Source organism: Mesorhizobium sp. M00.F.Ca.ET.216.01.1.1, assembly GCF_004010325.2.
Classification (GTDB): Bacteria; Pseudomonadota; Alphaproteobacteria; order Rhizobiales; family Rhizobiaceae; genus Mesorhizobium.
The window spans coordinates 1-25,371 of the sequence record NZ_SADR02000032.1 but is presented as its reverse complement, the minus strand read 5'-3'; the positions used below and the strand labels follow the sequence as shown (position 1 = coordinate 25,371).

25 protein-coding genes, 1 tRNA gene and 4 pseudogenes are annotated in these 25,371 nt (G+C 62.0%); 11 read left to right on the top strand and 19 right to left on the bottom strand.

Annotation, left to right across the window (positions count from 1 at the left end; translation table 11 throughout):
• Window positions 1–138: 138 nt before the first annotated feature.
• The 4 genes from EN859_RS30310 to EN859_RS30295 all read left to right on the top strand — a co-directional run bounded on the left by EN859_RS30310 (window position 139) and on the right by EN859_RS30295 (window position 4,079).
• Complete coding sequence (locus EN859_RS30310) at window positions 139–1,230, top strand: ABC transporter ATP-binding protein (protein ID WP_127856599.1); 1,092 nt, start codon at window positions 139–141, stop codon at window positions 1,228–1,230.
• 69 nt (window positions 1,231–1,299) lie between these two features.
• Window positions 1,300–2,415, top strand: coding sequence for an ABC transporter substrate-binding protein (locus EN859_RS30305; protein WP_127856598.1), 1,116 nt, complete (start codon window positions 1,300–1,302; stop codon window positions 2,413–2,415).
• A 24-nt stretch (window positions 2,416–2,439) separates the two neighbouring features.
• Window positions 2,440–3,273 (top strand): ABC transporter permease, encoded by an 834-nt coding sequence (locus tag EN859_RS30300; protein WP_127856597.1) that lies wholly within the window; start codon window positions 2,440–2,442, stop codon window positions 3,271–3,273.
• Entirely contained in the window at window positions 3,273–4,079 is an 807-nt protein-coding gene (locus EN859_RS30295; protein WP_127856596.1) for an ABC transporter permease, read from the top strand. Before EN859_RS30300 ends, EN859_RS30295 begins: the two co-directional genes overlap by 1 nt.
• A 196-nt stretch (window positions 4,080–4,275) precedes the next feature.
• Here EN859_RS30295 and EN859_RS30290 read toward each other — a convergent pair whose 3' ends face one another.
• The gene (locus tag EN859_RS30290; protein WP_127856595.1) at window positions 4,276–4,644 is read right to left on the bottom strand and encodes a metalloregulator ArsR/SmtB family transcription factor; all 369 of its coding nucleotides are present in this window, start codon (window positions 4,642–4,644) and stop codon (window positions 4,276–4,278) included.
• Window positions 4,645–4,976: 332 nt separating this feature from the next.
• On the opposite strand from EN859_RS30290, the gene EN859_RS30285 reads away from it, so the two are divergent.
• Complete coding sequence (locus EN859_RS30285; RefSeq protein WP_127856594.1) at window positions 4,977–5,279, top strand: DUF982 domain-containing protein; 303 nt, start codon at window positions 4,977–4,979, stop codon at window positions 5,277–5,279.
• Between the two features lie 6 nt (window positions 5,280–5,285).
• On the opposite strand, the gene EN859_RS30280 is transcribed toward EN859_RS30285, so the two are convergent.
• The 13 genes and pseudogenes from EN859_RS30280 to EN859_RS30220 all read right to left on the bottom strand — a co-directional run bounded on the left by EN859_RS30280 (window position 5,286) and on the right by EN859_RS30220 (window position 15,821).
• Window positions 5,286–5,588, bottom strand: coding sequence for a HigA family addiction module antitoxin (locus EN859_RS30280; protein ID WP_127856593.1), 303 nt, complete (start codon window positions 5,586–5,588; stop codon window positions 5,286–5,288).
• Window positions 5,589–5,708: 120 nt separating this feature from the next.
• Window positions 5,709–6,776 carry a glycosyltransferase gene (locus tag EN859_RS30275; protein ID WP_127856592.1) on the bottom strand — a complete coding sequence of 356 codons (1,068 nt, stop codon included), beginning with the start codon at window positions 6,774–6,776 and terminating at the stop codon, window positions 5,709–5,711.
• Window positions 6,777–7,214: 438 nt separating this feature from the next.
• Complete coding sequence (locus tag EN859_RS30270; RefSeq protein WP_127856591.1) at window positions 7,215–7,553, bottom strand: DUF190 domain-containing protein; 339 nt, start codon at window positions 7,551–7,553, stop codon at window positions 7,215–7,217.
• Window positions 7,554–7,556: 3 nt separating this feature from the next.
• Window positions 7,557–7,967 (bottom strand): fluoride efflux transporter CrcB, encoded by a 411-nt coding sequence (gene crcB, locus EN859_RS30265; protein WP_127856590.1) that lies wholly within the window; start codon window positions 7,965–7,967, stop codon window positions 7,557–7,559.
• Between the two features lie 92 nt (window positions 7,968–8,059).
• The gene (gene crcB, locus EN859_RS30260; protein WP_127856589.1) at window positions 8,060–8,464 is read right to left on the bottom strand and encodes a fluoride efflux transporter CrcB; all 405 of its coding nucleotides are present in this window, start codon (window positions 8,462–8,464) and stop codon (window positions 8,060–8,062) included.
• Between the two features lie 324 nt (window positions 8,465–8,788).
• Window positions 8,789–8,865: transfer RNA gene (locus tag EN859_RS30255), tRNA-Arg, on the bottom strand.
• A 61-nt stretch (window positions 8,866–8,926) separates the two neighbouring features.
• The gene (locus EN859_RS30250) at window positions 8,927–9,232 is read right to left on the bottom strand and encodes an ETC complex I subunit (RefSeq protein ID WP_127856588.1); all 306 of its coding nucleotides are present in this window, start codon (window positions 9,230–9,232) and stop codon (window positions 8,927–8,929) included.
• 388 nt (window positions 9,233–9,620) lie between these two features.
• Window positions 9,621–9,809, bottom strand: a pseudogene (locus EN859_RS30245) (tyrosine-type recombinase/integrase); the annotation flags it as partial.
• Window positions 9,810–9,921: 112 nt separating this feature from the next.
• A complete protein-coding gene (locus EN859_RS30240) occupies window positions 9,922–12,636 on the bottom strand; it encodes a nitrate reductase (protein ID WP_245525780.1) in 2,715 nt (904 codons plus the stop codon).
• A 57-nt stretch (window positions 12,637–12,693) separates the two neighbouring features.
• A pseudogene (locus tag EN859_RS30235) lies at window positions 12,694–13,938 on the bottom strand (FAD-dependent oxidoreductase); the annotation flags it as partial.
• A 20-nt stretch (window positions 13,939–13,958) separates the two neighbouring features.
• Window positions 13,959–14,444, bottom strand: a pseudogene (locus tag EN859_RS30230) (MFS transporter); the annotation flags it as partial.
• A gap of 100 nt (window positions 14,445–14,544) precedes the next feature.
• Entirely contained in the window at window positions 14,545–14,964 is a 420-nt protein-coding gene (locus EN859_RS30225) for a globin family protein (RefSeq protein ID WP_127856586.1), read from the bottom strand.
• Between the two features lie 341 nt (window positions 14,965–15,305).
• Window positions 15,306–15,821, bottom strand: a complete 516-nt coding sequence (locus EN859_RS30220) for a hypothetical protein (protein ID WP_245525779.1) — start codon at window positions 15,819–15,821, stop codon at window positions 15,306–15,308.
• Between the two features lie 285 nt (window positions 15,822–16,106).
• On the opposite strand from EN859_RS30220, the pseudogene EN859_RS39730 reads away from it, so the two are divergent.
• Both EN859_RS39730 and EN859_RS39725 read left to right on the top strand, forming a co-directional pair.
• A pseudogene (locus EN859_RS39730) lies at window positions 16,107–16,430 on the top strand (class I SAM-dependent methyltransferase); the annotation flags it as partial.
• 64 nt (window positions 16,431–16,494) lie between these two features.
• Window positions 16,495–16,890 (top strand): hypothetical protein, encoded by a 396-nt coding sequence (locus tag EN859_RS39725; RefSeq protein ID WP_245525786.1) that lies wholly within the window; start codon window positions 16,495–16,497, stop codon window positions 16,888–16,890.
• Window positions 16,891–17,181: 291 nt separating this feature from the next.
• On the opposite strand, the gene EN859_RS30210 is transcribed toward EN859_RS39725, so the two are convergent.
• The gene (locus tag EN859_RS30210; protein WP_127856585.1) at window positions 17,182–17,703 is read right to left on the bottom strand and encodes a cytochrome b/b6 domain-containing protein; all 522 of its coding nucleotides are present in this window, start codon (window positions 17,701–17,703) and stop codon (window positions 17,182–17,184) included.
• Window positions 17,704–17,898: 195 nt separating this feature from the next.
• On the opposite strand from EN859_RS30210, the gene EN859_RS30205 reads away from it, so the two are divergent.
• Entirely contained in the window at window positions 17,899–18,597 is a 699-nt protein-coding gene (locus EN859_RS30205) for a CBS domain-containing protein (RefSeq protein ID WP_127856584.1), read from the top strand.
• Between the two features lie 150 nt (window positions 18,598–18,747).
• Here EN859_RS30205 and mgtA read toward each other — a convergent pair whose 3' ends face one another.
• From mgtA to EN859_RS30185, 4 genes are all read right to left on the bottom strand, one after another.
• On the bottom strand, window positions 18,748–21,372 hold the full coding sequence (gene mgtA, locus EN859_RS30200) for a magnesium-translocating P-type ATPase (protein ID WP_189502330.1): 2,625 nt from the start codon (window positions 21,370–21,372) through the stop codon (window positions 18,748–18,750).
• A gap of 74 nt (window positions 21,373–21,446) precedes the next feature.
• Entirely contained in the window at window positions 21,447–22,259 is an 813-nt protein-coding gene (locus tag EN859_RS30195; protein ID WP_127857154.1) for a universal stress protein, read from the bottom strand.
• A gap of 206 nt (window positions 22,260–22,465) precedes the next feature.
• Entirely contained in the window at window positions 22,466–22,816 is a 351-nt protein-coding gene (locus EN859_RS30190) for a cytochrome c (RefSeq protein ID WP_127857155.1), read from the bottom strand.
• Between the two features lie 53 nt (window positions 22,817–22,869).
• Window positions 22,870–23,340 carry a phasin family protein gene (locus tag EN859_RS30185; RefSeq protein ID WP_245525778.1) on the bottom strand — a complete coding sequence of 157 codons (471 nt, stop codon included), beginning with the start codon at window positions 23,338–23,340 and terminating at the stop codon, window positions 22,870–22,872.
• 130 nt (window positions 23,341–23,470) lie between these two features.
• On the opposite strand from EN859_RS30185, the gene EN859_RS30180 reads away from it, so the two are divergent.
• From EN859_RS30180 to EN859_RS30170, 3 genes are all read left to right on the top strand, one after another.
• Complete coding sequence (locus EN859_RS30180; RefSeq protein ID WP_127857156.1) at window positions 23,471–24,298, top strand: universal stress protein; 828 nt, start codon at window positions 23,471–23,473, stop codon at window positions 24,296–24,298.
• A 394-nt stretch (window positions 24,299–24,692) separates the two neighbouring features.
• Window positions 24,693–25,130, top strand: a complete 438-nt coding sequence (locus EN859_RS30175) for a DUF2267 domain-containing protein (protein ID WP_127857157.1) — start codon at window positions 24,693–24,695, stop codon at window positions 25,128–25,130.
• Window positions 25,131–25,133: 3 nt separating this feature from the next.
• A partial coding sequence (locus EN859_RS30170) for a phosphoribosyltransferase family protein (RefSeq protein WP_281015638.1) occupies window positions 25,134–25,371 on the top strand: 238 nt, incomplete at its 3' end.

Here is a 25,371-nt window from a genome sequence, read left to right as displayed (position 1 = left end):
GGCAGGACAGAGGGGGCGCGAAGGAACGCCGAGGGATGTGATAGATGAATCAAATTTGCCGATCAGGCGAAAACTATTCGGTTGCGGTGAGCCGGCGCCGTGCCTACGATTTCCCCCAGGACTGAGGAAAAAGGCAGGATGCAGCAACCCGGCCGGGCCGCAGAGATCAAGGCAATCGGGATCGGCAAGAGCTTCGGCTCGTTCCGTGCGCTGGACAACCTGACGCTCGATATCGGCCGCGGCGAATTCCTGACCCTGCTCGGGCCGTCCGGTTCCGGCAAGACCACCTTCCTGATGATTCTTGCCGGCTTCGTACAGCCCACCGACGGACGGCTCTACAGCGACGGCGTCGACATCACCGACCGGCCGGCCGAGCAGCGCGCCGCCGGCATGGTCTTCCAGGGCTATGCGCTGTTCCCGCATATGAGCGTCGAGGCCAACATCGCCTTCCCGCTCAAGGTGCGCAAGAAATCGGCGGCCGAGATCAAGCGCCGGGTCGGCGAGATGATCGAGCGCGTCGGGTTGCAGGGCCACGAGAAGAAATTGCCGGCGCAGCTTTCCGGCGGCCAGCAGCAGCGCGTGGCGCTGGCCCGCGCGCTGGTGTTCGAGCCGGGCGTGCTTTTGCTCGACGAGCCATTCTCGGCGCTCGACAAGGGGCTGCGCGGCCAGATGCAGGCCGAGATGAAGCGGCTGCACCAGGAGACCGGCACCACCTTTGTCTTCGTCACCCACGACCAGAGCGAGGCGCTGGCGCTGTCGTCGCGCGTCGCCATCTTCGACCATGGCAGATTGCTGCAGGTCGGCGCGCCGGACGAGGTCTATGACCGGCCGGCCAACCGTTTCGTCGCCGAGTTCCTGGGCGAGATCAACATGCTGCCGCTGAAGGGCGTGCGCAACGCCGACAATGGCGCCATCGGCCTTTGCGAGGACCGTGCCGTCAGCCTGCGCGGCAATGCCGATACCGTCGGCAGCAACGCCATCCTGGCGATCCGGCCCGAGTACATGTCGATCGCGCGCGAAGCGGCAGCGGGCGAGAACGGCATCGCCGCCACCGCGATCGCCTCGACCTATCTCGGTGCTGCGACGCGGCTCGACCTGACGACGCGGCAAGGCGCCAGGGTGACGGTCTCGGTGCCGAACGAGGTCGCTGCCGCGGCACTCAGCAAGGGCAACTCCGTCTGGCTGACCTGGCCGGCGGAAAAGGGTTTCCTCCTTCCGGACGGAGGATGACGACCAAGGTGACGAATCCAGGATTCGCACCGACTACCGGAACGATCAACGACAAAAAGGGGAACTGACATGACAAGCAAGACCAAGAAACATTCCATCGAGAGCCTGTCCGCAAGGGCGGTGCGCGGCGAGATCTCGCGCCGGCAGTTCACGCAGCTGGCGGCACTGGTGCTGGCCGGCACGCCGATGCTGCTGCGCTCGTCCGGTGCCTTTGCCGCGGCGAAAGAACTGGTGCTGGTGAACTGGGGCGGCGACGCCATCACCGCCTATGATGCGGCCTATGGCCAAGCCTTCACCAAGGAGACCGGCATCACTGTAAAGATGGACGGCTCGGGTCCTACCGAAGGGGCGATCGCGGCGCAGTTCAAGAGCGGCGCGCCGACCTGGGACCTGGTCGACGTCGATCCGTTCTCGGCGATCACGCTCGGCGCGCAGGGCATGCTGGAGCCGATCGACTATTCGGTCGTCGACAAGAAGAAGATGCGGCCCGGCTTCGGCTGGGACTACGCCGCCTCGACCTACTTCTTCTCCTACGTCATCGCCTATGATTCCGCGAAATACGGCAGCGAGGCGCCGGCCGGCATGGCCGACTTCTTCGATGTGAAGAAATTCCCGGGCAAGCGCTCGCTCTACAAATGGGGCGTGTCGAGCTGGGAAGCGGCACTGCTTGCCGACGGCATCGCGCCGGCCTCGCTCTACCCGCTCGACCTCAAGCGCGCGCATGACAAGATCGCCGCCTTCAAGGAAAACGTTGTCGCCTATTGGGGCGGAGGCGCCGAAAGCCAGAGCGTGCTGCTCAACGGCGAAGCCTCGATGGCGATCGTCTGGTCGACGCGGGCCTCGCTGATCGAGCAGGATTCCGGCGGCCAGATCAAGTTCATCTGGGACCAGGGCCTGATCTCGCCCGGCGCGCTCGCCGTGCTCAAGGGCAATCCCGGCGGTAAAGACGCGGCGATGAAGTTCATCGCCAGCGCCCAGGACCCGCAAAAGCAGCTCGTCATGTTTGACAAGCTCGGCCAGGGCCCAGCCAACCCGGCTACCGATGCGCTGATCCCTGCCGACAAGAAGCGCATCAACCCGGTCGATCCGGAGAACATGAAAAAGCAGATTCCGCTCGACATGGATTGGTACGCCAAGAATTACGGGGCGGCGCTCGACGAGTACACCAAGATCATCTCCGCCTGAGCCGGGGCGAGACAACCGGCCGAGATGAAAGCATACCTTTCCGACAGGACGGGCGCGGCGCTGCTGATGGCGCCGCTGCTCCTCTTCCTTGTGCTGGCCTACGCCTGGCCGTTCCTGGGTGTCGTCAAATGGAGTTTTACGCTGCCCACGCCGGGAGTTGGGCAGTATGACGCGCTGCTGACCGACGCTCTTGTGCAGTCGGTGTTCATCCGTACGCTGCGCATCGCGGCAATCGTCACCATCGTTTCGGTCGCGGCTGCCTATGCCATCACCGTTGTCTGGGTGCGCGGCAGTCCGGTGCAGCGCGTTGTAGCCGAATTCTGCATCCTGGTGCCGTTCTGGATCTCGGTGCTGACGCGCGCCTTCGGCTGGGTGGCGCTTTTGTCCAATCGCGGCCTGATCAACACCTGGCTGCAGGGAATAGGCTTCATTTCCGAGCCGCTGGCGCTGGTGCGCAACGAGTTCGGCGTCATCGTCGGCATGACGCATTTCCTCATTCCCTTCGCCGTGTTTCCGCTGGCGTCGGCGATGCGCAGCCTCGATGACCGCGTGCTCTTGGCGGCACGAGGGCTCGGCTCCAGCCGCATGCGCACCTTCTGGTCGGTGTTCGTGCCGATGACGCGCTCCGGCATTATCGGCTCGGCGACCATCGTCTTCGTATTTTCGCTGGGCTTCTTCGTCACGCCGGCGATCCTCGGCGGCGGCCGCAGCGTGATGGTCGCCGAGCTGATCTATCTCAGGATCTTCCAGAGCCCGGACTGGGGGCTGGGCGCCGCGATCAGCGTCGTGCTGGTGCTATTCGTCGGCGCACTGATGGCGCTGCTGTTCCGCTATGTCAGGCCGAGGCAGTTGGTCTGATGCCGACCTACCGCCCCGGTCCCGTCTCGCTGGTCATCGCCGCCATCGTTGCGCTGTTCCTGCTGTTGCCGCTGCTTGCCGTCATTCCGGTGTCGCTGACGCCGAGCCGAATGCTGGCGATGCCGTCGGGCGAACTGTCGCTGCGCCACTACCGGGCGCTGGTCGAGGATCCGCGCTGGATCTCCTCGATCCTGCTCAGCATCAGGATCGGCGCCGTCAGCAGCGCCTTCTCCACGGTGCTGGCGCTGTGCTTCAGCCTCGGCGTCTGGATGTTCCAGCCGCGCTTCACCGCAGCTCTCGTCGGCTTTGTGCTGTTGCCGATGGTGGTGCCGCCGGTGGTCTCGGCAATTACGCTCTACTTCCTTTTGACCTCGATCTCGGGCTTCAGCTCGTTCTTCGGCTACGACACCTGGCTTGGTGTCGCCATGGCACACGCAGTAATGACGGTGCCCTTCGCCACGGTGCTGATGCTGGTCTCGCTCAGCCAGCTCGACCGGCGCATCGATCTTGCCGCGCGCGGCCTCGGCGCCACGGTGTGGGAGCGCGCCACCCGTATCATCATGCCCAACATCAAATTCGGCATCGTCACCGCAGCACTTCTGTCGTTCGTGCTGTCCTGGGAAGAGATCGGCGTCACCCTGTTCATCACCTCGGTCAACGCGATCACGTTGCCCAGACTGATGTGGATGGGCCTGCGCGACAACATCGACCCGGCGATCGCCGCGCTGTCGGTGATCCTGATCATCATCACGGTGCTGGTGCTTGCCGTACGCAGCGTCGTGGTCAGGCTGCGCGGGGCGCAGTGAGCCAAGGTAAGGTAGGCCGGGTCGTATTGCGGCTATTTGGCAACTCCGATTGTCGTCAGGAAGCGTCCAATCCCAGCTCGACAGTACGAGCTTGGCGAGCCTGCTGTCATCGGCTTAGAAGGCCGGTGCTCTGTCAGCTGGGTCCGTGCGGCAACGCCTCGCCGCGCGGTGATCAAGACTCGGCGAAAGCCAGCCCTCAGGCCGCTTGCGGCCGGCGCTGCCCTTCGGCGACGTCGCGGTCGGACCGCCATCTTGGCCCGGTCGCCAGCAAGTCCTCCAGCAGCAAGCCGTCGAGCAGGCTGAGGAGCTCGCGCGCGGCGGCGGACTTGCAGGAATAGTAGATCATCTGGCGGTCGCGGCGGGTGTCGACAAGGCCGAAGCCCCGCAGCTTGGCAAGGTGCTGCGACAGGGCCGACTGGCTCAGCTCGACCTTCTCCGCAAGCACACCGACCGACAGTTCACCGTCGGCCAGATAGTTCATGATCAGCAGACGCTTCTCGTTTCCCATCACAGTCAGGAATGCGGTCGCAGTTTCAGCGTTGGCGAACAGTTTTTTCGAGACCATCGATCTTCCCCATGGGTTTGGCTTCATCCCGGCGCCATGGGGGCAAATAGCACCGGATTTCCTAAGCGCCGTTAGTCCGGCACCATCATCTAAGACAGCCGTTGCGTTTCGCAACTGAACCGACCTTGCCAAGGACTAACAGCGTATCGTTCTTCCCACAAGACTATAACGGAATATGCTAATGGTGCGTTCACATACCTTGACGATTGCGTGACGACTCCGCAGGGCGGAAAATCAACGGCAACGCCGCCCTCACGCTGTGGTGATGGCGCGAATGAAACCTTGCGCCACGACATGCGTTAAGTGGTGTTCAACACACCAAAGGTTCCGCCATGAACCAAGGATGGTTTTCCAGGCCGGTTGCGGTTTCGGTCGGCATCGCGGGTGATATCCGCAACATTTCCAACGCGCAGCAGGCGGTCGAGTTGCTGAAAGGCCATTGGCGCGACGCCGGCAGCGCGAAACATGGTTCGGCGTTGCGCGCATGCCGCCGGGCCATGACCGGCGATGTTCCGGCGGAAGTCGCCCGGGATGCGTTTGTCGAGGCCGCGCGGGAGGCGCATGTCCTGGTCGAGCGAGCCGCCGAGGGAGAAGACCTGGCCCGGCGGGCGGCGCTGCAGGGCCGGCAAGCCTGATGCGTTTCAAGCTGCGTGCAGCATCGGGATGGCACTGACGTCCATTTCGCGCTCCGCATGCCAGGCATCATAACCGGTCTGCATCCTCAGCCAGACCGCGGCGCCATCGCCGAACATCTTTCCAAGGCGGGCGGCCACAGCCGGCGACACCGGCTTCTTTTCGCGGATGACGTCGTAAAGCTGCTGGCGCGAGATGCCTAGCAGCTGGGCGATTTCCACCTTGGTCTTTCCGGTTGCCGGGATGATGTCGTCAAGCAGCGCTCCAGGGTGGGATGGGCAGCGCTCCATCGGTGGCTTATGCATGCTCATAAATCGACTTCTCCAATCTGGCCGCCTCAATGATCGAGATCGACGCGGGCCGGCGCCTATCATAGGCGATAATCGCAGCGATCCAGAGCGGATCTTGAAACGCTGAGATCAGGCATCGTTCTATCCCATGGCGTGGCGGATGGTCTTGGACATGCGCGCAAGGAACGCTGGTCTCGACGATGCTTCCAGCTTCCACGACAGCACCGCCATCGCCATCTGCCGCGGCAGCATGCCGACCGACAGGAACCAGGCGGCAAGCACGGCGCGCCGGCGCAGCGACGCCGTCATCTCGAAGCTGGCGACGGCGCCCGCCGCCGCCAGCGCCAGCCTGGAATCATCAGCCACCGGATGCCGGCGCCTGTCGGCGCAGAGCGACGCCAGCCGCTCTTCCAGGTGGACAGGATCATGGCGGAAAGCCTCCGACGGCACGACCGCCATGCCGACCTCCGACGCCTGGTCCGAGAGGGCCTCCATGCGGCGGAAATCGTGGCTCACCCGCCAACGCGCCCGCTCGGCGAGCTTTTCGCCGAAGACCGAATGGTTGGCGCCGTGGATACGGTAGGCGCCGACGCATTCGTCGATGGACTGGACGTGCCCGTACAATGGCGCCAGCGTTACAAGATAGCCATCGGCGCCCTGGCGGAACTCCTTCTCCGGAATCGGCATAATCGATTCCAGGGTTGCGCGGTCAAACGCCAGCCCGCTCGTAACGGTCGTCTGGTAGCGGCCCTTGTGCAGCAGCTTCGGCATGACGTCGCCGCTGTCGAAGGGCAGTTCGGGCGGAGGAAAGACGTCCTTGATGCGTTGCCCTTCGTCGACGATGTGCAGCCTGGACTGCACCTGGGCTGTTGCCGCGTCCCATGTGTCGACGATCCTGGAGACGGCGTCCGGATAGAGATAGTCGTCGGCGTCAAGGAAGAGGACGATCTTGCCCGAGCTTGCCGCAAAGCCGGTGTTGAACGCGGCGGCATGGCCGCCATTGCCGCGCCGCAGGCATGCGAGGATCCTGTCGCCGTACGATTTTATGATTGCCGCGGAACCATCTTGCGATGCATCGTCGACGACGATGACTTCGACATCAGCGTAGTCTTGGCCGAGTGCGCTGTCGATGCAACGTTTGAGGAAACGTGCGTAGTTGTAATTCGGGATGACGATCGATACCGGAATTCCATTCGGGACAGAATGCATCGCATTTAACCTCGCATCTTGCTTTGGTTTCGGCGAACCCTGGTCGCGGGCCTGCCCTTTTTTCAAGCGCCTACGAGTTTCCCAACGAAAAGCCTGCGCTTTCCGTCAGGAGACGGGTCACGTCTCTCTTTGCGACTTCATGCGAGCGGCCGCTATCGCCTTCGAGGGCTGCGCCGGTCTCAACAGTGTGGCCGGGGACAGCAAAGGCTCCGACAGGTCAGCGCGGCGATGCTGCCACAACCGGACGGAAATGGCGCCGCCTTTCGGATCGCGAAGCGGGCGGGCGCCTTGAAGGCAAGAGGGATACTGATTGTCAAATAAGGCCGGAACAAGCCGAAGCGGCCTCAAAACTGCATCGCGAGGTTCGCAGCAATGCCGCCCTCACACTGGCCGATCCAGGCCGCAGTGCCCGGCTTCTCCAATCCGGCCACTTCAGCTTCAATTCTGATTGGCCCCATATTGCAGCACCTGGACCTTCTCCAGCGTCACCAGGCCGCTGCCCATGATCGTTTCGAGCACCGGCAGAAAGCCATTGATCTTGTCTTCGCTGTCGACGATCTCGACGACCAGCGGCAGGTCCTCCGAAAGCCGCAGGATCTTCGTCGTGTGCAGCCGGCTCGAATGGCCGAAGCCCATGCCGCCACGCACCACCGTCGCGCCGGCCAGATGCATTTCGCGGGCCTTGAGTACGATCGATTCATAGAGTGGGCGGCCGTTGTCCCGGTCGTCCTCGCCGATGAAAATACGCAGCAGCACCGCCTGTTTTGGTATCTGCATGGTTCAAGTTCCTCCCAACCGGTTGAGACGCGATGCGACGATGTGGCCGAGCCACACCGCAGCGAGCCAGGTCGTGATCGAGACGCCGACGTTCAGCCCTGCCATCGGCCAATTGCCTTTCTGGACGAGGCTGAACGTTTCAAAGCTGAACATCGAAAAAGTGGTGAAGCCGCCGCAAATGCCGGTCATGACGAACTGGCGCTGGTGCGTTCCGGCAAAGACGCGCCCGTCGGGACCGGTGAGCGTCGCATAAAAGCCGATGACGAACGAGCCGATGACATTCACCAGCAAGGTGCCCCAGGGAAAGGCCGTGCCGAACCAGGCAAGCGCGCCGATCGAGGCAACGGCGCGCAAGACGCTGCCGATGACGGAGCCGGCGGAAACCAGGAGATAGAGCCGCACGGTCTCGGGCATCGCCCACCACCAGGCCTTGCTTCGGCCTTTGGTTTGCGGTGGCGGCAGAGATTGTCCGTCGGCCCGAGTTCGTTCCGCTTGCTGCATTTGCTTCATGCGCTTCCACCCAGCATGGCCGAACCGGCCGCATAGCCGAGCGCCACCGCCGACAGGCACAAAAGCAGCGACAGGACGACATTGCCGCTGGCGCTCAAAAACTGGCCGTCGCGGACGAGCGCCAGCGTCTGCAGGCTGAACGAGGAAACGGTGGTGTAGCTGCCGAGAAAACCGGTGACGGCGAATTGCCAGGCGGCAGGCATCGGCGAAATCGCTCCGACTACTGCGGAGGCGGCGAGCAGCCCAATGACAAAGGCGCCGCTGACATTGACCGCTACCGTGCCCCAGGGAAACGTCTCGCCAATATGCCGGCCGATGAGGCCGGATATGAAGTAGCGGGCTGGGCCGCCGATGGCGCTGCCCAGAACGACCCACAGCAATCCCCGGAGGAAGTCGTTCATGCGCCGCTAGAGGTCTTGATTCAACTTGAGCATGGTTTTCTCTCTAGCATCCTTTTTCAGCCAGACTGCAGAGACCAGCCAGACATTTTCGACAGTACGCGTAAGGACGCAACTTCTCTCTAGCATCCTTTTTCAGCCAGACTGCAGAGACCAGCCAGACATTTTCGACAGTACGCGTAAGGACGCAACTGCTACTGGGTTGATAGGCCGGAGGGATAGCACCCATGCCTGCCTCCTTTGTTCGAGCTCCCGTTGCCCATGAGACCGTCGCCCATGAGATCATCCGACGCCTCTCCCATGCAGGAGCTATGTCATTGAAAAGACTGGCGATCCCGGCAGGATTCGAACCTGCGACCATCGGCTTAGAAGGCCGGTGCTCTATCCAGCTGAGCTACGGGACCGCTGGGCCGGACACCAAGGACCGGTGATTGTCGGCACCGGCCGCTTGCCCGGTCTTGCCGGTCAATGCGTCCAGGGCGTCCTGCGGTCATAGCGGAAATTCTCCGCATAGGAAATCTGCCGGCGCTTGGGTTCCTTCGGCTCCTCGACGCGGTAGGCGAGCCCTTCCCTCTCGGCATAGGCCACCGCCTCTTCGCGGGTGTCGAAGGTCAGCCTGATCTGGCTGCGCATATCGCCGGATGTGGTATAGCCCATCAGCGGGTCGATCTTCTTGCGCTGCTCGGGATCAAATTCCAGCACCCAATAGCCGGTCTTGGCGGTGCCGGATTGCATCGCGGTTTTGGCTGGGCTGAAAATACGCGCGGACATGACCACCTCGTTGCTGCCCCTGGCGCACCATCCCTAGGGATGCGCATTCCAGGCACTTGTAAATCGGCTCCGAAACCCTGTTACCAGCTTTCGGGGCCGTGCACTAACCCGTCATTACTGTGCAATGGCGCTGGCGGCAAGGCCGACGGTTCGACCTGCACGGCCGCGCCGTGCCAACCGCCGCCGCGCGCCCGCCGCAGCGGTTTGTTGCGTTTTCCTCGTTAAGGGGTTGCGCGGCAAGGCCCGGAACCTGATACGCCGCAAGGCTCGGAGTGTAGCGCAGCCTGGTAGCGCATCTGGTTTGGGAGCCAGAGCGTTAAGACACAGCACCGGTTCCAAGGGCCGGTTTTCGTTGTATTTCTCGGCCCTTCCAGCACTGCGGCTCTCGTCATGTGGGATTTCTTGTGGGACTTGCTGCTTCCATTCCAGCGCGCAGGTCCTTCTTTGTTACATATGCGTACCGCGCTGTCGTGGCGATGTCCGTGTGACCCAGCAGTTGCTGATCCGCCTTCAAGTTACCAGTTGCTCGCACGAGTCGCGCGCTGGCCGTGTGCCGTGTGTCGTGGAGGCGAAGAGGAGCATCTCGCTCTTGATAGTCGGGATGAAGTCGTCGCGGCCGCTGTCATGCGGCGGCAGCGCAGCGGCCGCCGCGAGACTCATCACATTCGATCATCCATGCGAAGGTTGGGCTACTCCGCCGCCGCGAGCCGGTTGGCCGCGATGATCGTGTTGATCTCGGCGCAGCAGGAGCCGCAATTGGTGCCGGCCTGCAGTGTTGCGCCGATCGCCTCGACGGTCGCGCAGCCGTCGCCGACGGCAGCGGCGATCTGGCTGGCGCCCACGCCGAAGCAGGAGCACACGATGGCGCCGTGGTCCGCCTGGCCCTTGCCGGGGCGGCCCGCGAGCAAGGCGAGGCGGGAGTGCGCTTGGTCGTCCGCGAGTTGCTCCACCAGCCAGTTACGAAAGACTGCGAGGGGTGCGCGCGCCAAGTAGAGTGCGCCCGCGAGTCTGCCGCAGGTGATCGAGACGAAGCGGTGTCGACCGTTCGCGGCGTCATGGTAGGCAAGCAAGTCGGCTGTCGGCTCATTGCCGAGCAGCGACCGCGCAAAGACCTGCCAGTCCTCGTGCTCGGCCGCCCACGCGAGCTCCAGGCGCCAGCCGCCTCGGCATCGCGCGAGACCCCAGTAATCGGCATCGATCAAGCCTGGCTTCGCGCGTAGCACTGCGAAGCCAAACATCCTTGCCGCGAAGCGCTCCGCCCGCACCGGCATGGTCTTCGAAGCGGGCTGACCCGAGATGGGGTCCGTGACCGGTGCCACGAGGGCATCGACGCGCGCCCTGGCCGAAAACTCGTCCGTCCAGTGCATTGGTACGAACGCCGACCCTCGCCGCTGGCGCTCCGTCAGCAGCGCCCTCGCCAGCATCTCCCCGTGACGGCTGGCCAGCCTGACGATGTCGGCATCGCCAATGCCGAACCTCGCCGCGTCTTCCGGATTGAGCTCGACGAAGGGCTCGGCGCTATGCTGCGACAGGCGCGGGCTCTTTCCCGTGCGGGTCATGGTGTGCCAGTGATCGCGCACGCGCCCGGTGTTGAGGATGAGCGGAAACTCGGCGTCTGTCTCGCGCTGCGGGGTTGGACGCACGGCAATAAACCGCGCCTTGTGGTCTGCCGTGAAGAACCTGCCGTCGGCGAAGAAGCGTAAGGCACCCCCCTTTGTCCTGCCGGACATTTCGCCGCGACGGGCGGCAGCCGAAAAGGGGGTGTCGGGTGAGAGCGCCACTTCGATCTCATCCGCCCGCACCGGCCACTGGAACGGTTCCATCTCTTCGTAGGAAGCTTCGTTGATCCCGCCATAGGCACCGATATCAAATCCGCGCTCGCCGTCATTCTCGAACCCGGACAGCGCCGCGTGTTCCGCGAATATCTCGGCCGCGGAAGCGTAGGCGAACGCCGCGCGAAAACCCATGCGCTTGGCGACCTCGCAGATGATCCACCAGTCCGGCCGCGCTTCGCCAGGGGCGTCGAGAAAAGGGCGCTGGCGGGAGATCCGCCTCTCAGAGTTGGTCACCGTGCCGTCCTTCTCGCCCCAGCCGGCGGCCGGCAGTTTCACATGCGCATGGCGGATCGTGTCGGTCTCGGCCGAAATGTCTGAAACGACGACGAACGGGCACGCCGCAATCGCCTCCCGAACCCGGTCCGCATCGGGCATGGAATCGACCGGGTTGGTCGCCATGATCCACAGCGCCTTGATGCGCCCGTCAGCCACGGCGCGGAACATGTCAACGGCCTTCAGCCCCGGCCGTGCCGCAATCGTCGGCGCGTTCCAGAAGCGCTGGACCCGCTCGCGATGCGCTCCATTCCCGATCTCCATGTGGGCTGCGAGCATATTGGCGAGACCGCCGACCTCGCGCCCGCCCATGGCGTTGGGCTGGCCTGTCACCGAGAACGGTCCCATGCCCGGCCTGCCGATCCGCCCCGTCGCAAGGTGGCAGTTGATGATGGCGTTGACCTTGTCGGTGCCCGAGATCGATTGGTTCACGCCCTGGCTGAAGACGGTGACCGTTCTCTCGGTGTGCGCGAACAGTTCGTAGAACGCCCGCAACTCGGCCTCGGTCAGCCCGGTGACAGCCGCAGTGTCGGCCGGCGACAGCTCTTCCGCGGCAGCCCGCGCGTCCTCGAGCCCGCTGGTGTGCGCGGCGATGAAGTCTCGATCCAGCAACCCGCTCCGAGCCAGCCAGGCGAGCAGGCCGGCGAACAGCGCGACGTCTCCGTCCGGCCGGATTGCCAGGTGCAGGTCGGCGATGTCCGACGTCATCGTACGGCGCGGATCGATCACCACGAGCTTCATTTCGGGCCGCTTTTCCTTGGCGGCGACGATGCGCTGGTAGAGAACGGGATGGCACCAGGCGAGGTTTGACCCGACCAGGACCACGAGATCGGCAAGCTCAAGATCTTCATAAGTGCCTGGCACGATGTCGGCGCCGAAGGCACGGCGATGCCCGGCGACCGAAGATGCCATGCAGAGCCGCGAATTGGTGTCGATATTGGCCGTCCCGATGAAGCCCTTCATCAGCTTGTTGGCGAGGTAATAGTCCTCCGTGAGCAGCTGACCCGACACGTAGAACGCGACCGACTCCGGCCCGTGCTCGGCGAGCACCGTCGAGAATCTTTGGGCGACAAGGTCGAGCGCCTCGTCCCAGCTGGCTCCGCGTGCGCCGATCTCGGGATGGAGCAGCCGGCCTTCGAGGCCGATGGTCTCGGCGAGCGCCGATCCCTTGGAACACAGCCGGCCGAAGTTTGCGGGGTGGTTCGGGTCGCCGCGGACGCTGACGCTGCCGTCCGCGCCGACCTCGGCCAGCACGCCGCAACCCACCCCGCAATAGGGGCAGGTAGTCTTCACCATGCGCGCTTCGTTCATCTCTCACGCAGCCCTTGCCGCCAGTGCATCGAGTGCTATGAACAGGCCGTTGCAGCCGCAGATCTGCGCATCATCCGGCAAGGCTCCCTGATAGGCCTGGCCGAAGATCAGGTTGTCGCGCAGCTCCGAGATGTCGACCCGTCGTTTCTTCAGATCGTTGAACCAGGCGCCATCGGCGGTCTCGCCGAACAACACGGTGCCGATGATGCGGTCGTCCTTCAGCACCAGCCGCTTGTAGACGCCGCCCGCGGCATCGCGCAGCACGAGCTCCTGGCGGTCCTGCCCGTCGGCGAAGTCGCCGAGAGAAAACAGCTCGATGCCCGTGACCTTGAGCTTGGTCGGCGTATCACTGTGGACGAAGGCGGCGCTCTCGTCGCCAGACAGTTGGCGTGCGGCGACCCGCGCCATCTCGTAGAGCGGCGCCACCAGCCCGTAGACCTGGCCGTTCACTTCGGCGCATTCGCCGAGAGCAAAGATGCTGGCGTCCGATGTGCGCATGCCGGCATCGACGACGATGCCGCGGTTGACGGCGATGCCCGCCTCCTTGGCGAGCCCTGCACTTGGCCTGATGCCGACGGCCATGACCACCAGCGTAGCCGGGACCACTGTGCCGTCGGCGAGCTCGACCCCTTCGACCTGGCCGTCGCCGACAATGGCCATTGTGTTGGCCTGGGTCATAACCTTGATGCCGCGCTCCTCCACAGCCGTCTGCAGGAGGTAGCCGGCGGCCGGATCGAGCTGCCGCTCCATCAGGGTCGGCATGACATGAAGGACTGTTACGTCCATCCCCCGCGCGTTGAGCCCGGCGGCAGCTTCGAGGCCGAGCAGGCCGCCGCCGATCACCACCGCCTTCGCCCGCGACTGCGCGGCGAGCAGCATGGCATTGACGTCATCGAGATCGCGGTAGGTGAACACGCCGGGCAGGCTGCTGCCGGGCACCGGAATGATAAACGGCACCGACCCGGTGGCGATGACCAGCCTGTCATAGGGTTCGGTCACGCAGCGGTCAGAGGTCACCGTCTTCGCTGCCCGGTCGATGGCGACGATCCTGTGGCCCTTGTAGAGCGTGACGCCGTTCTTGGTGTACCAGCCGTCGCAGTGGATGACGATTTCCTCAAAGCTCTTCTCGCCGGAGAGCACGGGCGACAGCATGATGCGGTCGTAGTTCACTCTGGGCTCGGCGTTGAAGATGGTGACCTGGTAGCGGCCGGGCGCTTGCTCGAACAGGTGCTCGAGCATTCGGCCCGGCGCCATGCCGTTGCCGATGATGACGAGTTTCTCGCTCATGTGCTCGCGCGCTCCGTGGCTCATTGTGCGGCGTGGGAGAGGGCTTTGGCGTCGCCTCGAGCGGCGCGCCCCATCCGGCGGATGGCAAGGCGCATCCACTGGAAGGCGACGCCTACGATGGCGAAGAGCCCCATGAAGCAGCTCGACCATAGGCCGGTGAGGTCGTTGAGTGCGCCGAATGCAATCGGCAGGATGAAGCCGCCGATCATGCCGACCAGCCCACCGACCGCGCCGACATTGGCCGGGTAATATGCAGGGATGTGCTCATAGACCGCCGCCTTATCGAGGCTCATGAAGAAGCCGAGCACCGAGACAACGGCGCTGAAGGCGACGGGCCCGATGGCGAAATGGAAGGCGATTGGCCCAGAAAAGCCGTGCACGACGTAGTCGGCCGCAGGCAGATGCAGGATGGCGGTCGCGACTGCCGAGACCGCAAACGTCCAGCAGGGCACGGTGCGCGCGCCGATATGGTCGGAGAGTACCCCGCCGTAGCCGCGGAAAATGCTGGTTAAGGACATCTCACCCCTCGCTGCCCGCCGAGGCAACGGCGGATCTGTGATTGTTCGTATCTCTCCTAGGCTCGCTGGGCGTCGCCCAAGGACCGGCTCAAGCTGCCGCCTTGCCATAAGCTTCGGCAATCATGGCGCCCGACAGTGTCGCGTAGGCGGCAAGCCAGGCATCGCGAACCTCGGACGTGAAAGCTGAGCCGAGACCCTTTTCCAGCGTCCAGATCAGCGCATCGCCAACGGGCTGATAGTGCTCCGCCCTCACTCCGTACGATACATGCTTGGCGGCGAGCGACTTGGCAGCGGGCAAGATCGCGTCAAGGTTCTTCAACCCGTTGATGACCAAGCCCAGGGTGGCCATCAACTTACGACCTTGTTCCTTCATATCGCGATTGAACAGAGGTTTCACTTCGGGCGCGATCTCGAAAAGCCTTTCGTAGAACAGGCTGGCAGCTGTCTCGGCGATCGGGGCGACCTTGACAAAGGAGGACTGCACGAGGTCGATCTGGCTGGGTGTCATGTCGAGTTCCTCGATTCTGTGGTTTTGAGCAGTTTGCCGGCAACGCCAATAAGTTCAGCGGTTGTTAGTCACAGTCCCCTGATCGCAGTCGGTGTGCGCCAGATCAGGCGCCACCGCCCTTGACTCGGGCTGATCAGGAATGTGGCGATATGTGCTTTTGTGATGTTTTCTGTAGCATGGTTGCCCTTAAAACGGGCAGAACTTGTCACTACGGTGTAACTGGCATGTGCCGCATACACATGGCAATGGTAACAACGCCTCACGCTCCTCGGAGACGTGATGCACACTTGGTTCGGACCACCTGGCAAAAAACCGAAAATTAGTTAGCTCTTGACCTAGCTTCAGGGTTTTGTTCGGCGGGCTAAATGTTCATACGTCACTTGCCAAGGGTCGCTCTCGGCAGATCTTTCCTCGCCGATCCAATGGAAGCTGTTGGCAGTGATCTCAGTGAAACGCCATCGAGTTTGCAGACCGCGCGAGTCATTGCCGAGCTGGACAATGTCCTTACCCTCGGCCCGCCCGATCTGGCGCGAGTGATCTCGGTTGAGCGGATCATTCCATATGATGTGCCAGCCATCGATCCCAGGATCGAAGATGCGCAAAGTCGTGCCATACATCTTCGACGGTGCAGGGCGCTTGGGCCTGATCCAAACGTCCTGAATCGCGCGGCCTTCGAGCACCCAGCCGAAATGGCATTCTCCATCCCATTTCTGGATTGTGCCGCCGTCGAGGTAGTGGACGGAATCCATTTCCCAGCTTCCAATTAACCATCCATACAGGTCCATGTCTTTCGCTCGGTCGGCTGGGGGACCTTCGGATCCGAGAGCGGTGAGAAACGGAGAAATCGTCATCGTCATCCTGCCTTTCGTTTCCAAGTAGACGAACTAAACTGCCAGCGCAGCCCCGCCGGCCGAAGGCGCTGCCTTGTGGAATTTTGCGACGGAAGCCCGTGTCGGCGCCGGAACATTGTCGCCACAACTTGCAGCGTTGCGGTGTCCAGGGCTTGGGGAAAATTGCTATAATGGCACCATGAATGAGATCGTTTGCGCACCACGGGATGGTCGAGGCCGAGATGATCGAAACAAGCTCGCGATGTGCTACGGCTTTGCTGATCTCTCATTTCTGAGTTAACGACTGAAAGCATGGCGACCCTAGCCCGCGTTGATTACGACAGCGAACTTCAGCGCCACAATGAGGTGCTGCATCGCGCCTGGGACATTCGTCCTCGCGACCACGTCCTTGATGTTGGGTGCGGAGCCGGACAGACTACGCGCGACGCCGCACGCTTGGCAGAGGCTGGTAGCGCGCTGGGCGTAGACATCTCCGCGTCGATGATCGGGCGAGCGCAGGAACTCGCCGAAGCGGAAGGACTCCGCAACGTAGCTTTCGTGCGCGCTGACGCCTCAGTTCACCAGTTCCAGCCAGAGGAATTCGACTTGGTGAACAGCCGATTCGGGACCATGTTCTTCGCCGATCCTGGCTGCGTTTGCCAATCTCGTGCGCTCATTGCGGCACAGCGGGCGTCTAGTGATGATGGTGTGGCAAGAGGCCGACCGGAACGAGTGGGAAGTGTCGATCCAGCGGGCACTAGCGATAGACGTGGCTGTGCCTGCTGCGTCGCCGGCAGTGCCAGATGCGTTCTCGCTTGCCAATCCGAGCACCATTGAGCGAATCCTCAATGCCTCAGGCTTGGCCGACATCACTCTCACCGACGTGCGGGAGCCGGTCTACTACGGAGCACACGTCGCAGCGGCGCTCGATTGGGTGTGCAGGTTTTCGTCCACGAACGAGGCATTGCGGCAAATGGCACCGGCCGATCGGGAGCGCTCGCTCGCTGCTTTGCGCGAAACTCTCATGGCGCACGAGACCGGTCGCGGCGTTTGGTTCGACTCGCGTGCGTGGCTCGTTGCCGCTCGCCGCCGCTGACTTCGAACCCAGTCTGCGAAGATAAGACGGAAACGAGCCTCGCATCGCCAGGAGCAATCGGGCGCGCCAGACTCCGCTGAATCTGCGATTTCCTGCGGTCCCAATGACGAGAGGATCGCTCTCCCAACCCGTCCTCCCCAGGAGTTCGGAATATTGCTTTCCGGGACAAAGATTGCCTGAGCTTGCGCAGCTCCCTCAGTCGCCTGGCCTGCCGCCGCTCGAGCACGGCGGCTCGCAACCAGCCAACGCGTGATACGAGATGGTTTTCACGACGTAGGCGGGCTCATCGCGTCACGACATACGCCGTGCGGCCGGCCGCAACATCCTGACGAGCACGTCCGATTTCAGGTAGAAATGCTGCCAAAGGGCGGCCGCGGCATGGAGGGTGACGACGACGATGATAACCGGCTTGGCGAGTTCATGTATCTCGCCCATGGCGTCCAGGTTGAGGAACCAGGCTAACGCTCCTGTAATAGGCATACCGAAAATGAAGAGATAAAGCAGGGAGTGGGTCGCGGCAGCGATCCGCTTCAACAGCACGCGTTCTTCCGACGGCGCAACCGGGATGCCGCGTTGCAGCCGGAGGGCAAGGCGCCAGATCGCCAGCACCAGAACGGCCAAGCCGGCATACACGTGAACATTTGCATTGAACATGTCAGCGGCTGCCGGCTCGGTGCCGCGCGAGAGCGCCCGATAGGCCGGCTTGATGTCCTCACCGATTACGAGCTGCAGGACAACCAGCGCAGCGATCGCCCAATGCAGCAGGATCTGCGTTCTGGTGTATCCTGCCGGCTCGTTGGCAACATCAGTCATGAGAGCTACCTCGTTTTGATGGCCCGCTCTATCTCGGCGTTAACCCGAGCGTCTTGATCTATGACAAATCAATCTTGGCCGGCGGCAATGCGCCTCTCGCAGCGTCGACGTTGCTGATCCCCGGAAAATGATTCAGATCAAGGCACGGCGCGGACAAGACCTCGATAACCAGCCGGATACTAAGAGGAGGTAGGCATGCAAGCCGAAGCCATAATGACCGCACCGGTTATCGGTATAGAGCCGACGGCGTCGATCGCCGATGCGGCAGGGTTGATGCTCTCCAAGAAAATCAGTGGCCTGCCCGTCATTCGCAACGACGGGACGCTGGTGGGTATCATCAGCGAGGGCGATTTTCTGCGCCGAGGAGAACTGGGCACGCAACGCAAGCGCTCGCGCTGGCTAGAGTTCCTTGTCAGCCCTGGAAGAGCCGCCGATGAATATGTCCACGCCAACGGACGGCGGGTCGAGGAAGTGATGTCGGACGAGGTCGTCACAGTATCTGGCAACGCGTCGCTCGCCGAGGTCGTCGAACTGATGGCACGACACCACGTCAAGCGCATCCCGGTCGTTGACGGCGGGAAGGTTGTCGGCATCATCACCCGCTCCGATCTTGTCCGTGCATTGCTTCGCATCTTCCCGGTATCAGGCGCGCCAACCGTCAGCGACGAAAAGATCCGCCAGAACATCGCTGCCGAACTTGCGGCTCAAAAATGGGCCGGCACCGAGACGATCAACGTCACAGTGGACAAAGGCGTCGCAGAATTGAGCGGCGCCATCTTCGACGAACGCGAGCGCCAGGCAGCTGTTGTCGCAGCCGAAAACGTCGCCGGCGTCAAAGCCGTGAAGGATAACCTCTTCTGCGTCGGGCCGCTGTCCGTTATTTTGGTTTCATAGCGATTGATGCGGCTATCGCGAGGCTATCGGCCATGTGGAAGATAGGCTTCGTTTCCGATCATTCAGCGCGGCTCGCTCGTAGCTGAGGCGCGCCGCGGCCTCGCAGAGGCCCGCAATTCTCTCGTCGCGCAAGCCACCATCATGCAGCAATTATTGCAGGTAGGCTGAATGAGACGCGTTTCCTCTGTCGATGATCCACCCCGCCCGCCGTCGATGCGACTGGTGGCTTTCATGTCCGAAGAACCAGCGCTTGGTTGCCTCTGAAGCCATTAGGTAGAGCGCGGTGATTGCGAGGAGCCCGGCAAGTATCGGGAGGGGCAGCGGCACAAAGCCGAACCACGCGGCGAAGGGCATGTAGGGAATGACGATTGCGACAACCGCGACGGCCAACGTAAGCCAGGCAAGCAGCCGGCTTGGGTGGCTCATCCAGAAGGCTTTGTGCGTGCGCACGATGAGCACGATGGCGAGTTCGGTCAGCAGCGATTCGGTAAACCACGCAGTTTGGAACGTGGCGGCGGTGGCGTGCGCGAAGAGCAGCAGGAAGGCGAAGGTCGCGAAATCGAACAGCGAGCTGACCAGGCCAAAGCTGACCATGAACCGCCGCACGAAACGGATGTCCCAGCGACGCGGCCGGCGTAGTTGGTCTGGGTCGACATTGTCGCTTGCGATGGCGAGCGAGGGAACGTCGGAAAGGAAATTGTTGAGCAGGATCTGCTTTGCCAAGAGCGGCAGGAAAGGCAGGAACAGCGAGGCGACGGCCATGCTGATCATGTTGCCGAAATTGGCGCTTGTGGTGATGGAGATGTATTTCATCGTGTTGGCGAATGTCTTGCGGCCGTCGTCGACGCCGCGCACCAGGACGCCCAGATCCCGTTTGAGAAGGATGATGTCGGCGGCCTCGCGGGCGACGTCGACGGCGGTGTCGACGGAGATCCCGATGTCGGCTTCGTGGAGGGCGGGCGCATCATTGATGCCGTCGCCAAGATAACCGACGACATGGCCGCGGCTTCGCAAGGCCTGAACGATGCGCTCTTTCTGGTTTGGATCGATCTCGACGAAGAGATCGGTGTGGCCGGCACGTGCAAAGAGTGCGCTCTTCGTCAGCTTCGACAGGTCCTCGCCGGTCATGATCCTGTCGGCGCGAAGACCCACCGCCTCGGCTAGATGGGCGGCAACGTAGCGATTGTCGCCAGAAATGACCTTCACGGCGATGCCGCGGTGGGCGAGCGCCGCCAGCGTCTCCCTGACGCCCTGCTTCGGCGGGTCGAGGAAAAGCAGGAAGCCGGCGAAGGCGAGATCCGTCTCGTCCTCCCTGACAAAGGCGTTGCGGCTTTCGAAACGCCGGATTGCCAAACCCAGGACACGATAGCCATCAGCACTCCAGCGCCGGAATTTGTCGTCGATCGCGGCGCGATGCGCGTCATCCAGGGGTTCCAGCCTATTTGCCGTTCGCACGAACCCGCAGACTTCGAGGACGTTCTGGACAGCACCCTTGGTGATCAGAAGGTCTTCGGCTTCCTTGGTTCTTACAGCAACGGATAGCCGCTTACGGACAAAATCGTAGGGAATCTCGTCGACCTTCGTGAATAGGTTCGACGTGGCGCCCTCGCCTTGAGCACCCGCTATTGCCTCGTCCAAAGGGTTCTTCAGCCCCGTCTGCAGCGTTGCATTGAGACGTGCCCAGTGCAAAACGTCCGTCGACGGATTGCCGTCGACGTCGAACCATCCGTCAAGGTGGATGACGCCTTCCGTCAGGGTTCCGGTCTTGTCGGTGCAGAGCAGGTCCATGCTGCCCAGATTCTCGATGGCATCAAGACGGCGCACGATGACCCCGTTGGCCGCCATTGTCCGGGCGCCACTAGACAAGGTCACACTGATGATGGCCGGAAGAAGTTCCGGCGTAAGGCCAACCGCGAGCGCCAGTGAAAACAGCAGCGACTCGATCAGCGGTCGATGCAGCATCAGATTGGCGAAGAACACCAGGATGACAATCGCCAGCATGATCTCACTCATCAGATAGCCGAACAGTCTGATGCCGCGAGCAAATCCCGTTTCGGGGATGCGTCGCTCCAGGGCCGCGGCGATGGAAGCGAATTCGGTGCGGGTACCGGTCTCTGCCGCGAGCATGCTCGCGGTGCCGCTGCGGACCGAGGTGCCGGTAAAGACCGCGTTGGGGCGCTGGGCTACCGAAGCCTCAGGCGCTGATCGGCCCGGTGACTTCACGACAGGGAAAGTCTCACCGGTCAGCACGGCCTCGCTGACATTGAAATCGCGCGCATCCAGTATGACACCATCCGCGGGAATGAGGTTTCCAGCCGAAAGCCGGATGACGTCGCCAGGCACGATGTCTTCAGCATCGATCGAGCATTCGACACCATCGCGCAGGACGATAGCCTTGCGGGATGTGCGCTGCTTGAGCGCTTCCATCGCACGCGAAGCGCCGTATTCCTGAGTGAAGGTCAGGACGCAACTTGCCAGCACGATCGCGCCTATGATGGCGGCCTCCTGGCCCTCGCCGACAAAAACCGACACGATGGCAGCGAAAATGAGGATGAGGACCAGTGGACTGCGGAACTGTCTGACAAACACGGCAAAAGCCGACGTGCCGGACCGCGACGCCGGCATATTTCGGCCGAATTTTGCAAGCCTCGATGCCGCCTCGGAGGCGGCAAGCCCCGAGGACGATGTCTCCAGGCGCCGCAAGAGTTCGCCGGTCTCAACTGACCAGTAGGCGCTTTCGCTGACAGCGCCTATTGGTGCCGGACTGGGTTGCATTGTGGTCCCTTTGACCGTCGTCCGGGCCCGCTGCACAGACTGGTCAATTACGCCGCCCACGATACGACAGCGCATCAATACGACATGAAGCGATTGATGCTGTCCTCCTCGATCAGCGTACGCGTGATACCGCCGAACGCCCATTCCCGGAGTCGGCTGTGGCCATATGCTCCGGAAACGATCAGGTCTGCATGGATCGAGCGCGCGAATGTCAACAGATGATCGCCGTCAGCCTCGCCGGTAATCAGTTCGGTGCGCGCCATGATGCCATGGTGTTCGAGAAAGACTGCGATATCGGCGAGGCTGACACGAATGCTTTCGTGGCGGTCAGTACCGACTGTGGCGACGACGACTTCGTTGGCCTTGGCTAAAAAAGGCAATGCATCTGCTACCGCCCGCCGCGCCTCCCTGGTGTCCTTCCAGGCAATCAGCACGGTTTTTGCCATGACGTGTTCGACATTGTTTGCCACCACCAGGACCGGCCGGCCGGCACCGAGTGCAAGGCTGCCGACATCCACCGCGCGAAAGACATTTTCTCCTTTCTCGCTGCCGATAACGATAAGGTCGGCCGCACGCGCGGAAACGCTCAGGAAGCGGGTCGGACTGCACACGTCCTGCCCCCATGCGCTCCCGATCGAAGCCGGAACCAGCCGTTCGAATTCGGCGCGCAGTTCGGCAAGCCGCTTTTCGATTTCCGTGCGCTGGATTTGCATGATCTCGCCTTCGTAGACCATGCCGTCGCCTGTCGCGACCAGCGGCGGGACATCCGCAGCCGCCAGGCCGATAAGATGGGCTCCAAACCTTTCCGCAAGCTCGACCCCGACCTTCACTATGGCTGCAGGATGTGCATCCACGGCGAGGTTCACGATAATTGACTTGTAGGACATGCAAGGCCTTTCGCTGGAACGATGGAATGCGTGATGAATTGCATTTGCCATCGCCCGACGCCTTGATGCGCGTCAAACATTGCTTGAATCCTACGATCCATAGCACTCGCACACGGTGTCATTGGTCTGATTGCGTGAGATCAATTCCAGGCGCGCCCTTAGCGCCTAGGGGTTGCGCCGACTGCCTGCGTTATCCATGGCACCGGTCATGGTTGCTGCAAGCTCCCGATATAAGCGATGATTGCCTCGATCTGATCGGGGCTCGCAACCCACTCAGGCATGTCCGGATGGCCGGTCGAAATGCCTTCGGCGAGTGCCTCTTCCAGATCGGTGAGCGGATAGCGCTGTGAAAGAATGCGGAATGCGGGTGCGTCGGGATGGCTGCTCCTGTCTGTTTTCCCAACCGCATGGCATCGCGCGCAATTGAGTTCGACCAGCGCTTTTCCGTGCGATATCGGATCGGCGCTCGCCAGCACGGTGGACAGGCCAAGCGCCACAGCGAAAATTGTCGCACGCGCAGAATACGCCGAAAGACAAGTGACGAACCTCAAGCTCATCGAGAATGCCTTTGCGGCCGGGTGTCCATCGCTTTGATTTCCATCAAGGTCGGTCAGGCTGCCGTGCTTGCTGCCATATCCTCGATCGTGGTCTCAGCTTCCCTGCGAATGCGCCTCGCGGTTTCCGAAGCAAGATTAGAGCCGATCGAGGCGACCTTGCCGGCTTCGATCGCGTAGTCTGAGGTCGCGTTCTGAAAGAAGTTGCTGAGCACATCAAAGGCGTCGTTGAATTCGTTGCCGGCAACGAGATCATCGACGAGTTTGACGTCCTGCTCGCAGCGATGTTTCAGGAAGGAAAGCGTCTCGATTTGGAAGCGCACCATTGCCTTGAAAGCATGAGCCTGAAAGCCCGCCGCCGCAAGGATCAGCTTGTGGCCGTTTGTTGCCATCGGCAAAGGCTTTAAGGCGAATTGTGACGGCTCAGATTGGATCTGCATGAATGTTGCTCCACTGTGAACTGCTGCTCGGGAGGTAAGCCGAACAATACTAACCACCGTCTTCGACGCGTCGTTGATCGAGATCAACGACGCGCGTGTCCTTTGACGAAAGCATGGCAACGATCAGCGCCGTCCGACTTTTCCGCTTTTGACGTGCATCAAGGCCCTTGATCCTTTCTCGTGGTGTTCTCGCGCCAGTCGAGAAGGAACTGGAGCGATGGCTTTCAAGACGATCATGGTTCAGCTCGACGTGGACGCCATCGCTGCTCCACGTATTTCGTTCGCATGGGATCTTGCTCAACGGCATGAAGCCGATCTGATCGGCTTCTGTGCGGCCGAGGCGCATTTCGTCATGCCGACGGGCACCGACGATGGAGCTGCCGCGCAGGCGATATGGTGTCAGGTGGAAGAAATAGAGGGCCGCCTGAATTGCTTGAAAGAAGAATTCCTAAGTACCGTCAACGGCAGCAATCGCGTCTCGTGGCGGTGCGAAATCGGCAATCCGACCCAGCAACTTACGCTCAACGCACGCGCCGCGGACCTGATTGTTACGGGGTCTCCAAAGTCGGATTTCATAGTCGACCGTCACCGCGCCGTAGACCTAGGCAGCCTGATCCTTTCAGCTGGCCGTCCGATTCTTGTCGCATCGGAAACGCTCGCTCCGATCAGGGCCGAAAGCGTTCTGATTGCGTGGAATGACACTCGCGAGGTGCGGCGCGCCGTAATTGACGCTATGCCGTTCCTCGTCAATGCAAGGGACGTTGTCGTCGCCATCGCTGACGGGGGCAAATTGGGATGCGCCAGGGAGAGCGCGGCCGACGTGACGCAGTTTCTGGCAATGCATGGCGTCGTTGCGCGAGCCGAGGTTATGGACGCGCGTCATGACGATCCGGCAGAAATTCTTCTTCAGATGGGGCAACAGATGGTGGCCGATCTCATTGTCTTGGGCGGCTATGGCCACAGCCGTATGCGGGAACTGGCCTTCGGCGGCGTGACACGCTCGGTTCTCCGGGCCGGATCGTTCCATCGGCTTATCTCGAACTGAGTGAAACACGCGATCGCACGCACGCCTGTTGACGTGGATCAAAGTGGATCTTGCTTACACGCGCATAGATGCAGTTCTTGGCAGGTTGAGCCGAACTTTGGTGAAGCGGGCGCGATGAACCGCGACAAACGCGGATTCGCGAAGCGATAGACCACCACACCGACGACACCTGGCAAGAGGGGCCGTCGTCCTCCGCTAACGTCTGGGTGACCAAGGTGGCGGAGCTGAGGCGACGGTACCTGCAATCAATTCACTGATCACAATCCACTGGTCAGGAAAGCAGCTCGATCGTACCCCTCGGCCAATCGGCCCGCTGAGGAAACAAATTGATCCGGCTCAATGCTCAAACGCTCTCGACGATCGAAAATGAAGCCGAAATCTTCAGGAGCACGTCATGACCCACATGTCTCATACCTCCTTTGCCGGCTTCACTCACGCTGCTCAGCAGGCACAGCATTGGGTAAACGAGCTTGCCAAAGATCTCTGCTGGAGCGAGCCCAGCGCATTCCGCCTCCTGAAATCCGTTCTGCACACGCTACGAGATTGGTTGTCGCCAGCGGAAATGGCCGACCTTTCGGCGCAATTGCCTGTTCTGGTTCGCGGCATCTATTTCGAAGGTTGGAACCCTTCGGCAACAACCGTTTGTGAGCGAAAGAAGCACGACTTCGTCATCAGCGTCAGAACGAGCTTCGGTTACGATGACGAAGTCGATTTCAACACCGCGATCAATGCAGTGTTCAAGCTCCTCGAGCGCCATATATCGCATGGCGAGATCGTGCAGGTAAGAAATTCTATGAAGAAGTCGCTTCGTCAACTCTGGCCGGCGGATTGACCGATGTTCCGCGACAGGCAGGAAGCTGGAGAGAAGCTCGGCATCGAACTGGGCAAGCTTCAATTGCGCCAGCCTGTTGTGCTGGCGCTGCCGCGCGGCGGCGTTCCTGTCGCCGTGGAGGTGGCCAAGGCCCTTGGGGCGCCTCTCGACCTGCTCATCGTCCGCAAGGTCGGCGCTCCGGGCAATCCAGAACTGGCCGTTGCCGCGATCGTGGACGGCGATCCCCCCGATGTGGTGCTCA